The organism is Vibrio sp. 10N.247.311.12, from assembly GCF_041467515.1.
In the GTDB taxonomy this organism is placed as follows: domain Bacteria; phylum Pseudomonadota; class Gammaproteobacteria; order Enterobacterales; family Vibrionaceae; genus Vibrio; species Vibrio crassostreae_C.
Genome location: NZ_JBFSUV010000004.1, coordinates 43,746 through 56,565 on the forward strand (window position 1 = coordinate 43,746; position 12,820 = coordinate 56,565).

Consider the following 12,820-nt stretch of genomic DNA (forward strand, 5'->3'; position numbering starts at 1 on the left):
GCTTAAATCCTTACATCGTGGCGTTGGTCACGCCCCCAAACCAAATTGATGATCGCTCGTGAAGCAAAAATGCCCGTAAACATACTGGTTAGAAGACCTAAGCCCAGTGTCAGAGCGAAGCCCTGAATCGGTCCATTACCAATGGTATATAGAGCCACAGCAACGATCATGGTAGTGACGTTAGCATCGAAAATTGACGAGAATGCGCTATCGAAACCACGGTCGATAGAGCTAGCAAAGCTGCGCCCTTCTTTCATCTTGTCTCGAATACGCTCGAAGATAAGCACGTTGGTGTCCACCGCCATACCAACGGTCAGTACTAGACCCGCAATACCCGGCAGAGTTAACACCGCACCCGGTAGCAGCGCAATCAAACCAAATAATGTGGTCATGTTAACCACCAATGCACAGTTCGCGACCCAACCTAAGCGGCGGTACCATAGCGCCATAAACGTTAGCGTAAGGCCAAGGCCAAGAGCCAAAGCAGCAAAGCCATTCGTTACGTTTTCAGCACCCAGAGATGGGCCAATGGTACGCTCTTCAATGATGGTAACAGGCGCAGTTAATGAACCTGCACGTAGCAGTAGAGCAAGCTCTTGTGCTTCTGCCATGCTGCCTGCACCTGTGATTCTGAAACGGCTACCCAGTTGAGATTGGATGTTCGCCACACTGATCACTTCACTGGTTTTTTCGCTGTTACCGGCTCTGTCACGGCTGTATTCGCTGTAAACGGTCGCCATTGGCTTGCCGATGTTATGGCGAGAAAACTCAGACATTTTCTTACCACCAGAAGAATCAAGCGTGATGTTTACTTCTGCACTGCCCATTTCACCAATGCCACTGCGTGCATCGATAATGTGTTCACCGCTCAGCACTGCTTTGCGAGCAACCACTACGCGATTACCATCTGAATCTTTCAGAGTTTGAGTATTGCGCGTTGCGTTGTCGTACACAGAGTAGAACGCTAATGAAGCCGTAGCACCAATCACGTCTTTCGCAGCTGCAGGGTCTTGTACACCCGGTAATTCGATACGGATACGGCTTTCTCCTTGGCGTTGAATTGATGCTTCTGTTATGCCTAGCTCTTCAATACGGCTGCGCATGATTTGCAGGTTTTGTTGAACGGTTAGGTTACGTAGCGTTCTTTGCTCTTCTTCAGACTGAGTTAACGTTAGCGATTTATCTGAACGGTCACGTTGCCATTGTGGGAACTCTTCACGAATCAGTTTTTGTGCTTTCTCGAAATCGGCATCAGTACGGAAGTTAAATTCAACTTGGTTATTCACCACTTTACCGCGTGCATAACGCACTTGGCTGGTGATTTCATCGACCACAGATTGCGCTTGGGCGTGGTAAACCGGTTCCATGTCCACTTCTAACAGGAACTGCACACCACCACGTAAGTCAAGGCCTAGCTGAATCGGTGCGAAGCCCATGTCAGTCAACCATTTCGGAGCTGCTGGCTCCATCGCTAGCGCAACCGTCGCGTTGTCCAATAGGCGCTCATTCAGCACCTCTTTAGCCTTCGCTTGTTGTTCTGCGTCTTCCAAGATTACGACTAAACGTTGGTCTTTTTGAAATGCCGATTTGGCTTGAATGCCTTCGCTCGCAAGGTATTGGGTAATTTGGCTAGCATCGATGGTCTGTTCAGAACGGTTGTTAATTTGAACCGACGCATTCTCGCCATACCAAGAAGGTAAAGCACTCAGAACCATGATGATAATGGTGGCGATAAGCACCGCGTATTTCCACTTTGAGTAGTGGTTAATTTGTTTTCTTTGAATGCGTTTTTTCACAGTCAAGATCTCTTCTTTCTACCAATCACCGTAAATACGTGCTCAAAAATAGCACCAGAAAAAAGCAGTGATCGAGCATTTTAACCAGCTAGGGTGACCAGTTATTTACTACGATTGGTATGTCTAATATTTTGCGAACACGAGCGATGGCTAATCACGACCAGAACAAGCTGATTGAAAGATAGTGATGCTAAAGCTGATGTCGCTATGTTTGTCTTGGTTAACTGGCGAATTCAATGGGCACTAGGCGACCATCGATACGACCAATTTAGGGTCAAACGATTAGCTAAGAAGTTCTCGGAAATGCGAGTATTGGATGTTGCCCTCTTTCCACCCCGAAAGCCGGGAAGACGGAGAACTCACAATACTGGTCCAGTGCAGCTTGGAATCCAACAACGGCGTGTTGAAGAGCAGGGAAGCCAGTATTGAGGGGGGAGAGAAGTCGATCAGTAAATGATAAGCAGGCTCAAGATCGGCCACGCTTTCTTGCTCGTTACTGAGCATACGTCTGAAGTTTGCTGCTTGAAGGCTTGATTCGGTGTCGTGATAGTTGGAACTGTCACCAGAAGGATCGGTGCCAAACTGAGCTTTGTTGCACTCAAAGTAGCTCGACGGATTATCCGTAGCGGCTTGTTTACACTGTTTTATCGAGGAAGATTGTTCATTCTGCGAAGATTGCTCTTGAGCCGAGTATATTTGAAATGGCTTAGAAGGCAACGAATAGCCGTTAGAATTCACTAAGCCAAAGCTCAGTAAAAACAACATTAAGACTAATCGGGTACCCAGTTTAAGCAATCTAATATCCAAACAACATTCTCGTAGATCGTCAATCTACAATACAAATGAAACGCTGTCTTGATTTAAAACATTTTTTTAGAAAATGATTCGATGCAACCGATTAAGCACCCTCGCAATTTAGATTTACATAGATCTAAAACGGCTTAACAACTGGTGATGGATAGATGTTATGAATAGTAGAAAAACAAGAAAGCCAAGCGGTGATCGCTTGGCTTTGAGTTGTCTATTTCTGTTGGTTTCAAGCTTTAGGCTTTAGGCTTTAGGCTTTAGGCTTTAGGACGCATGATGTTCTTAACCTTACGGCTATCTTCACCAAAGATGCGTTGGACAAGTTGATTCATGTCTTCCGCAGTAATCGACCTCGCCACTCGCTCAACTTGAGACAAAGCTTCGATATCGTAACCATGAAGTAAATAACGAGACAGGTACCATGCTTGGTCAATAGAGCTCATCTCGAGAGGCGTGAAGTCCGCTTCAAACTGTTTCACGACTGCGTGCATTTCCTTTTCAGAGACGCCTTGTAAAAGGTCTGCAATCACTTTATCGATCGCCACTTCGACTTGGTCAACGTTCTCCGGCGCTACCATCGCCCCGATAACCCACTCACCACTCAGCTCACTATCTGCGGATGATGAATACGTATATGGCGAGTAATCTAAGCTCAACTCTTCACGAATATAAGCATCTAAACGAGCCGCCAGCAGTCGTTCTAGCAAGTTTTCCGTGAAGATATCTTTTGCCGTTACGCCTTGGTCGGTTTCGGCTTCAGGTTCAGAGATGACTCGTAAGATGTACTCTGCACTATTCACATTGTTGATCGCTAAATCAATGCGTGATTCAGATGGCTGCTTGTAAGCCACCTTAAATTCAGGAACCTCAGCTTTTTCTAATGGAATCGAAGCCAAGTATTGCTCAACCAAAGGCTTTAATTCACTTGGGTCGATGTCACCCACGATCACCAATTGGTTATGCCTCATTTGACCAAACAATTGCTGATGAAGATTAGCGACGTCTTCCACAGAAACCGCTTCAACTCGTTCTTTATCAACAAAGAGGTGGCCACTGTCTTGACGATAGATATTCTGGTTTCTTGCGCGCTCAAACTGACCGACAGGGCTGCTCAAGAAAGATTCTTGACCTTGTACAAACTCCTGTTTCACTGCCTCTAACTGCTCGGGAACAATTTTAGGCGCAGTTATGAAGGTATAAAGCGCAGCAAACGTATCTTTGAGCCCATCTTTGTTAATACTAAATTCAACACCATGGCGAGTGTTGCCAATAAAGGAATCAGCTCTAATATCTTCACGATCAAAGTACGCTAAAAGCTCAGAACCCGTAAATTCACCCACACCACTTCGAGCGAAAGTAGGTAACGCAACCTCAACCGCTGGGTAAAGGCTCGGATCCAAAGCGGCTTTTCCACCGAGGCTCATGTACATCACCCCAACATCATCACCCGCCACATAATCACGCAGATACCACATGTCGATACCATTGCTCAACGTCCACTTTTGGATATATGGGTCTACGGACATTTGTTCAGCAAGTACAACCTCGCCTTGCGAGCTAGGTACAGCAAAAGCACTGGCTGTTCCTATCGCAAGCGGCGGAATTCCCGCCTCGCTATACGTGGCTTTTAAGCTATCTAGAGAGTTAATGACCGCTGTTCTGTCTTCATTGTCATCCATCCCAATAACAATAAAGTAATCATCAGAAAGTAGATTCTTGATGTTGTCGTTAATCACTTCAAGGCTCAAGTTAGCGATGAAAGCTTCCAAGCTTGCTTGATAATCTTTCTGTGATTGGACTATTCGATCATTGACTAACGCACTCACTTTGTAATTCGCGTGTTCAACACTGTCCATTTTATCCCAGTTATGCTCGATGTTATCCAGCAAGTCTTGGTAGTAGTACAGTTCGCCAGCAATATCCGTTTCCGAAACACCAAAATCACGCAATGATGCCAATGTAGAAAGCAGATCTTGTTGGATAACTTCACGGTCTCCAGCCGGAAACCCAACACTTATTGACGAATAGTAAAAAGCGCCCATTCGATAACTATCAGATGCAATCCATTGAGTCGGGAACGCGGCATCATTGAACACCGCTTCTAATCGTCGTTGAATCAATTGCTGAGCGGTTTCATCTAACCTGCGTTGATTCTGCTGAGCATGATTTTCAACTATATTTGAACCGCGGTTAAACGTCAGAGTGATGCTTGGCGCTTCTCTTCCTGCGTACTCAACATAATCATCTTCATTGAATGAGGTCGTTTTCTGTTTCTCTGGTCTCGGCGTATCGCCACGCTCCCAGCTAGAAAACTTTTCTTCAATAAGTGGAATCACAGTTTTGATGTCCACATCACCAGAAACGACCAGCTCAACTATTTGAGGTTGATACCAAGTCTGATAAAAGTTGCTGATGCCTTGAGGAGTAGCATTCACGATCGACGATTTAGTCCCTAATGCATCTTGCGATTCGTACGGGCCGCCTTCAACGAAGTAATCATAATATATATCTCCGAATGACTTATCATCGAGGCGAGCCATACGGAACTCACCAAGAACCACGCCTTTTTCTTTTTCGACTTCTGAACTTGATAGATCCAGGCCATCACCAATGTCACGCATCCACGTCAAAGCAGACTGCAATTGGATGTTATCTGGCAAATCTAACTGGTAGACCGTCTCTTCATAAGAAGTGTAGGCATTAATATCAGCACCAAAGCTAGCGCCTGCGTCTTCGAATAGACGAATCACATCGTTCTGAGAGAAGTTTTTACTGCCATTGAATGCCATGTGTTCCAAGAAGTGCGCGTAGCCTTCTTGTTGAGAAGTCTCTTGAATCGAACCGGCGTGCACGACTAAACGAACAGATACGGATTCTTCATGATCTGGATAAACATGATAAGTAAGGCCATTTTCTAGTTGGCCTGAAGTCCATGCCGGATCCGGCTGGATTGGCGTTTCGGTAGTTTTTGATGTTGAGCTACAGCCAACTAAGGTGAGGCATAGAGCCGTCGCTAAATAATATGTTTTCATAACAACCTCTTAATGTCATTCATCGACAATATACAGATTGAGCTAACGATTATTATTTAATATTGAACCTGATGAGTATCTTTGTGATCTGGATCTTTATTTTATAAACCACCAATCGTTATGTAAGATCGCTGTGCTCATTTAAATAGGCATTTAGATAAGAGCCTATTAAATCGATTTTAGACTCGCTAACTACATCTATTTAAAATCAATAAGCTACATAAATTTCAGCCAGTTCTCTACATACCCTTAAACAACGCTTGCGAGGCACGGCTGATCGGTAGCTTTTCCCCTGACACATACGCCGACATCTGACCTGAGAGCCCTTTCTTCACCTTATCAATGGCCGACACTTTAACCACCACCGAGCGATGGATCTGCCAAAACTCATCAGGATTGAGTTGCGCTATCAACTCTTTTAGTGACACGCGAAGAATATACTCCTCTAGCGATCCCCCTTGACCCTTCTTAAATATAGACACATACTTGTCTTCTGCTTTGAAGTAAGCGACATCATCGACGGCGATTAGGTGAATGTCTTCTCCGACACTGGCTTTGAGCCACGTGAGATACTGGTGCTTGTTTTGTTGGGAAGACGATTGTGATAGCTGTTGAAGCTGAGCCATTAACGCTGTGATATCGGGCTGTACTGAGGTGTCACCAGGCTGTTTTTGACGGCTTAACAAACGCGCTTGCACCTTCTGACATGTGGCCAGTAAGCGCTCTTCATTGATTGGCTTCAGCAGGTAATCCATCGCATTGTGTTCAAAGGCTTTAACTGCGTATTCGTCATAAGCCGTAATAAACACAATCAATGGCGGTGAATCTAGCTTGTTGAGTTGCTTCGCCAGCGAGATTCCATCCAGCTCTGGCATACGAATATCGAGAAAAGCCACGTCGGGCTTAAGCTGCTGAATACTTTGCATCGCCTCCAAACCGTTTTGTGCTTTACTGACGATTTCTAACTCCGGCCAAACCTCAGCAAGGCTCTTGTCTAAGTGGTGCCTTAACAGTGCTTCATCGTCTGCGATTATCGCCGTTACGCTCGGCTGTACTGTTGGGTTGTTCATGGTTAGTCCTTTAAATTCACACTGTAAATCGTCTATTTTGCGTCACTGTTCGGTGTTTTCTGATCTGTAATTCTAGGCGGCTGCCTCAGTCAACGGTAACAAGATCGTCGAGACTACCCCGCCTTCAGCGTGTTCAGTAATCGTTAGGCTCGCCTTATCACCATACAGGGTTTCGATTCTTTGACGAATATTGCTTAACCCAACACCGTGACCCGTATTCGCAGAAGGCGTTTTCAACCCAGCGCCATTATCAGCCACTTCAATTTTTAGCTGCTGTGCTTGTTGAGTAATACGAATATTCACTTGGCCACCAGCGGCTTTGGGCTCGATGCCGTGCGTGAGTGCATTCTCGACCAAAGGTTGAATCAAGAACGGTGGAATCACCTGCAAATCGCTAATCTCGTGTATTTCAATCGAGAACGTTAAGCGCTCACCCAAGCGTATCTTTTGGATATTAAGATAAGCGTCTAACAAGTCGACCTCTTGTGCGATGGTCGATTGCTCGGTGCGGCTGTTTTTCAGAGTTACACGTAATAAGTCAGTCAGTTTTTCGAGCATCAACTTGGCTTTCGCGCTGTCACTCTCAATCAATACATTGATGGTCGCAAGCGTGTTGAACAAGAAGTGCGGTTCAATTTGGCTTTGCAGTTGTTTAAGCTGGCTTAGCACCACCACCTTTTCTTGGTCGGCCTGACGACGCTTGGCCACTTCCAATTCGTTATCGGCACGTAACTGCTGCTCCCGAGTATAGAAATAGTAATAACAAACGGAACAAAAGATCACACCAAGCAGAATCACAGACTTAAGATCGGAAAGGTTAGAGCCGAAAAAGCCGTTCAACCAATAGTGTGCATTCAAGGTACCAAGGGTCATTGCAATCACCATTGATACCCCTACATCAAATGCCTTTGATTTCCTTTTGAATAGTTCAACCAACACAAACGAAGAGCCAACTGCGCTGTAGCCAAAGCCGAAGCTGATGGCCAAGTTAAGCGTAAACCCGCCTCCCCAAATCGTATTGGTTGTAATTGCAATAAGAACGCAAAATAGCGTAGTGAACGCGAAGCTTTTAATCCATGAAAAGCGACTGTTTGAAGAAGTGTCCATTAAAATCGTCCTTTGATATTTAAAAGAATCATATGACTATCCGGTAAGTTGGCGTAAGCAGAATCACTTTTACCGCCTAGAAAGCGTGCAGCAAGTTCCAATTCCAACGATGAATCGCCATTATCGAAAGCCTGATAATTGAGCCACTGCGTAGCAATAAAGCCACCGTCTTGTGGAGACAGCATGACATCAAATGTTGGCGTGATATCTTCAAGCCAGCCATGTGTCGAGTCCAAAGACCAGTGAAACATGAGGTTGTGTTGAACCAAATTGGCGTGTTGATAGCCTTGCGCATAAGAACCTACCAACGAAGATGTCATCGGATTAACCGACAAAGACTCTGCACTTTCTATCGCGCTTTGCCACTCAGAATGACTCCAAGCACGGCTATCAAACCAGTATTCCAGTACCACATTGTGGCCCGTCTCGTTGCCCCATATCAGTCCGAGTAAGGCTTGGTAAGCCTCGCCCTGCTCTTCTAGATAAACCGGTTTATGCAGTGAGTTAGGCTGGCTGTAACCCAAACTTTGTCGCTGATAAACCATCGAACCATGAAACTCCCACGCGAGATTTAATACCGACACCAAGCTCGCTCCAAGCAAGCCGTGGCGTACATCGTCGTAATAAGCGATCCATTGATATTCGTGGTCGCCAACCAGATTGTAACGACGTATCCCAAAGCCTTGTTGCTGATTCTGCTTTTCGAATTCATTTACGTCTTGGGAAGTCCATGACGAATCGCTGTAAAGCAGTGTCCATTCGCCCGTCATATCGAACAGTGACGCCGAGGCAACACCGGCGCCCTCTTCTGCGACAATGCCAACAGGGTTTTGTCGGTAAGGCTTGATAATGTCTAACGGTCGGTAGCCATAACCAACACCCCAATCTAGGCGAACCTTACCGAGTGTCACATCAAGATAGTGGTCACCGAACGCTGAATTAGACAGTTCAACACCACCTTGCCAAAACAGCTCGCGCACAATGAATTCCGATTCAAAGCTCGCCTCATTCCCCTGTGGGTCATTGCTCAAAATGTCGTTGGCTTTCATTGCAAACAGGCCAAGCCAATTGCCATATCCAACCTCAAGATCCAAAAAACCATTGAGTGACTGGCGATTGTCAGATACGAAAGGGTTAAATGGCGACTCTCTCGATTCAACGGCCTCAGCACTCAATTGCCAGTCCCAGGCTAGGTTCAGATCGTCCGCTTGAGTCGTATTACTCATACAAGGCAGCACAAGGAAAGTAACGATTAAAGGCTTGATGTGGAATCGACGACTAGAAGCTTTCATGGCACCCACCTAAAGCCCAGACACGCTATTACGTGATAAGTAAGCAGGGTTGTAGTATTTGTCCGCTAAAGCTTGTTCGCTTACCTCGCGGTACTCAATCACGGTTTTCTTACTTGGTTGAATCTTATCGAGCAAAGTCATCGAAACTACACTTGGCAAGCCATCTCGCACGCCTTCAGTAAACCAAGCTTGCTTGGCTAACTTACCTGAACGCAGATACAGATCCGCTTTAACAGGAAACGCTCGGTCTGCCGTTAACCACAGATCAATCGATTGATAGCTGGCACCCTTGGTTTTCGCCCTTAGCTTTAGATGATAAGTATCGAGTGTCTCGCCAGTCGACCTCTCAACCTGTTGCTCGGCAACCCACTTACCTTGGTAATCTTCGCTCCAAGTGAGCGTCGAAATGTCCCCTACCGAAGCTTCACCCAAGAGTTTCTGCATTGGTGTGATTCGGATAGGTCGGCGCGATTTCGGCATCAGTAACCAATAGTTGTCCTCTATCATCAGCATCTTTTGACCCGCCTCGACCGCAGACTTGAACACGACCAGCGACTCTCGGTTTGGTCTTGTGTAGACGTTGTATTCGCGGGTTTTGTCTAGTTGCTCGTCTTGATATAGCGCGACCAGAGATACCACTTTTGATGCCTGTTCGCTGTTCAAACGGTAGCTGTCTGCCTTAGCAATCATCTCGGTAACTTGCTGTGAATCGATAGCCCAGCTTGGTGCCGATGCTAGAGCCAACGCAGAACCTAAAATAGTGAGTGAACGAGTAAATTTATACATAAACCAGCGCCTCCGTGATTGGCTTATTTACGCCTTTGCGAGCAGAGAAATAAGCGGCTAGCAAACAGATCGTCAGTACACCCAAGGTGGCGTAACCAACCAATTCCAATGAGAAGTAAATGTTGAGTGGGTAACCCTCGGTTCTGCCGGGAGGTGGTGGCATTTGGATATCCACCACCAGCAATAACACCGACACGAAGCCACTCACTAACGCGCCGATCGCGCTGCCAATCACAGCCAACAATCCCGCCTCTTTTAAGAAACCTGCGACGATTTCAGACGGGTAACTGCCTAGTGCCGACAAGGTGCCAATTTCACGAGTACGCTCGGTCACCGACATGGTCATGGTGTTAAACAACGACACAAACACTACCAATGCCATCACCGCGCCCATGATGCCGAAGATACGGTCGTAAAGATCTTTCACCTTGGTGTAGAAAAACGCGCGATCTTGCCACGGGGTGATCTCGATCTCTGTGCCTTGATCGCTTTGGCTCGCACTATTTCGATCTAAAGCTGTTTGGATACGCTGTTGAACGGTCGAGGTCTTGCTTGTTTCAAATAGAAACACCGACAAGGTACTGACTTTGTCTGACGCTAAAAGCTCTTGGGCAGTGGTGATGTGTACGTATAACTGACGCTTATCCAGCTCAGGCACTCCTGTCGAGTAAATACCCTGCACCTTAAAATCAAAAGCGTTCAATGCGCCGTCACTGGTAGTCGCGAGCAGTGTCACCCAATCGCCAACGGCAACTTTGAGATTACGAGCAAGGTCAGTTCCCAGCATCACTTGTGGCTCTTGGCTGTCGTATCTGGGAGATTTCACATCCGAGAGGGTCTGACCGCTGCGCACATCTAAGAAAGGACCTTTCATGTCGAACTCACGCTCATTGACACCCGTTCCCATAAAAATGGTCGATTTGCTGCCGTTAGACACCAAACCACTAAAATAGACCCTAGGCTGCACACCACGCACGTCGCTGTCGCCAATAATGCTCTTGGTTAGGGCTTGAACATTGTCTAGACCATTGCTCAGCGGCATGTCTTCATCTTGCTCAAAATATCCCGGCGTACTCAAAGTAAGATGACCAGTATCGCGCGCGGTCGATTCACGCAGAGATTCATAGGTATAAAGCCCATAACCTCCAGCCGAGGTCAGCGCAAATACGGCAATTGCGATGATCAATACCGAAAGCAGACTACGGCGACCGTTTCTCAATAAATTAAGCCACGCCAAACGCACCGAGGTAGGAAGCAAAAAAGTGCTCATTCTTTGTGTTAACTTGCCCATGAGATAGCCTCCGTTGCTGTGACTTGTGGCGCCAGTTGACCATCGATAAGTTCAATGACTCGGTCACAACGCTGCGCCATTCTTGGGTCATGCGTTGCGACAATAAAGGTGGTGCCCATTTCATGGCCGAGCTCTTTCATAATGTCGATCACAAGGTTGGCGGTGTGACTGTCTAAGCTAGCGGTCGGCTCATCGGCAATGACTAAGCTTGGGTTGTGGATTAGCGCTCTGGCTATCGCGACACGTTGCTGCTGGCCGCCTGAAAGATTGTCTGGGCGATGATGTACATATTCGCCTAGCCCAACACGCTCCAACATCTCTTGTGCTCTGGTCTGCTGTTCTTGTTTCGAACATTGGTTCAACATCAATGGGTAGGCCACGTTCTCAAGTGCCGTCATCACTGGAACCAGATTGAAGCGCTGAAATACAAAACCCAACGACTGACGGCGAAAGCGTGCAGCGGCGATTTGCTCTGTCGGATACGGTTGGCCATCAATATTGATCTGTCCTCGATAGCTCATATCCAACAAACCAAGAATATTCAAAAGTGTGCTTTTTCCAGAACCCGACGGGCCACACAACGCCACCATTTCACCGCGCTGGATATGGCCATCGACCCCGTTTAATGCATCAACACGTTGACCGCCTGTGACATATGCTTTGCCGATATCTTTAAATTCAATCATCCCGTTTTCCTCTGATTACTAACCAACTGCTTAGCTTCCATGCCCTTTATTTCGCTTTCGCTATTAGGGCCTTCGCAGTCATCGTTTCGATGTTGTCGGCATCGGCCGTTTCCATTTGCTCTAGCCACGCTTGTGCTTGCGTTAGGTCTTCAGCACGAATCGATGCCTCAATCGCATAACGGTAAATCCACGATGTCACAGCGAAATGCTGTTGCTGGAAAGCATCTTCAGCCAATAGCGAGAGGAACAGGTCATAACCACGATCGAAATGATTAAACATGTCTGGCAGAGAGGTGTAAGTAACGGCGGCCATTGCGCGAGTTAGGTAAGAATCTGGCAGCCCTTGAACACGGGGTTGTTCATGAATTGGTTGGTCTTCGTCTTTCAGCAGCACCAGTGATTTATCAATGGTTGATAAGCCTCTCTCCACATACTTCATCTTGTTCCAAGGTAAGAACGCATCACGCCCCATCAGGGTTTCTGTGCTTCCTAAATAAACTAAAGTCAGTGGCGTAGCGCCGTCTTGTTGCAGCGTGTCATTAAGGCGTTCATAAGCCACCTCAACCAAGTCTTCATTGCCTTGCGCCGCTTGGTTGTAGATATCGAGCACGTCTGAACTCGGGTTCGCTAAAGCTAACGACGGTGCAAACGAAACAAGCACAATCAGTAATGAACGCTTAAGCAGAGAAGTGGTAGAGCCTGAATTAAATGAGTGTGAAGTAGTCATGATTTCTAATCCCTTTCAAATGTTGACGTTGAAAGGTTAACTAGAATTTGTCGTGCAGTTTTACCAATGCGACGAATGGTAATTATAAGGAGTGAATGGTTGAGAGGCGGTGTGAGTGGGGTCTCAACCTTATAGGAACTAGACGAACACTATTCGCATAATTAGCCATAGTTACCTCCCCCTCTAACTCCCCCTCAATCTGGGTTCATCAATATCTCTAGATCTT

General features: G+C 46.5%; 10 protein-coding genes. All 10 read right to left on the bottom strand.

What is annotated here, in order from left to right; all coding sequences use genetic code 11:
- Positions 1-2: 2 nt before the first annotated feature.
- The 10 genes from secD to AB6E30_RS03620 all read right to left on the bottom strand — a co-directional run bounded on the left by secD (position 3) and on the right by AB6E30_RS03620 (position 12,594).
- Positions 3-1,802 carry a protein translocase subunit SecD gene (gene secD / locus AB6E30_RS03575; protein WP_065583953.1) on the bottom strand — a complete coding sequence of 600 codons (1,800 nt, stop codon included), beginning with the start codon at positions 1,800-1,802 and terminating at the stop codon, positions 3-5.
- A 276-nt stretch (positions 1,803-2,078) separates the two neighbouring features.
- A complete protein-coding gene (locus AB6E30_RS03580; protein WP_372102673.1) occupies positions 2,079-2,561 on the bottom strand; it encodes a hypothetical protein in 483 nt (160 codons plus the stop codon).
- 299 nt (positions 2,562-2,860) lie between these two features.
- On the bottom strand, positions 2,861-5,635 hold the full coding sequence (locus AB6E30_RS03585) for a M16 family metallopeptidase (RefSeq protein WP_372102619.1): 2,775 nt from the start codon (positions 5,633-5,635) through the stop codon (positions 2,861-2,863).
- 239 nt (positions 5,636-5,874) lie between these two features.
- Positions 5,875-6,705, bottom strand: a complete 831-nt coding sequence (locus tag AB6E30_RS03590) for a LytR/AlgR family response regulator transcription factor (RefSeq protein ID WP_372102621.1) — start codon at positions 6,703-6,705, stop codon at positions 5,875-5,877.
- A gap of 72 nt (positions 6,706-6,777) precedes the next feature.
- Positions 6,778-7,812 (bottom strand): sensor histidine kinase, encoded by a 1,035-nt coding sequence (locus tag AB6E30_RS03595; RefSeq protein WP_102428116.1) that lies wholly within the window; start codon positions 7,810-7,812, stop codon positions 6,778-6,780.
- Positions 7,812-9,104, bottom strand: coding sequence for a hypothetical protein (locus AB6E30_RS03600; protein ID WP_372102623.1), 1,293 nt, complete (start codon positions 9,102-9,104; stop codon positions 7,812-7,814). Before AB6E30_RS03600 ends, AB6E30_RS03595 begins: the two co-directional genes overlap by 1 nt.
- A gap of 9 nt (positions 9,105-9,113) precedes the next feature.
- Positions 9,114-9,890 (bottom strand): outer membrane lipoprotein-sorting protein, encoded by a 777-nt coding sequence (locus AB6E30_RS03605; protein ID WP_372102624.1) that lies wholly within the window; start codon positions 9,888-9,890, stop codon positions 9,114-9,116.
- Complete coding sequence (locus AB6E30_RS03610) at positions 9,883-11,181, bottom strand: ABC transporter permease (RefSeq protein ID WP_017061256.1); 1,299 nt, start codon at positions 11,179-11,181, stop codon at positions 9,883-9,885. The genes AB6E30_RS03605 and AB6E30_RS03610 overlap by 8 nt, the downstream gene beginning before the upstream one ends.
- Complete coding sequence (locus AB6E30_RS03615) at positions 11,169-11,867, bottom strand: ABC transporter ATP-binding protein (protein ID WP_372102626.1); 699 nt, start codon at positions 11,865-11,867, stop codon at positions 11,169-11,171. The genes AB6E30_RS03610 and AB6E30_RS03615 overlap by 13 nt, the downstream gene beginning before the upstream one ends.
- A 46-nt stretch (positions 11,868-11,913) precedes the next feature.
- A complete protein-coding gene (locus tag AB6E30_RS03620; RefSeq protein WP_372102628.1) occupies positions 11,914-12,594 on the bottom strand; it encodes a hypothetical protein in 681 nt (226 codons plus the stop codon).
- Positions 12,595-12,820: the final 226 nt, after the last annotated feature.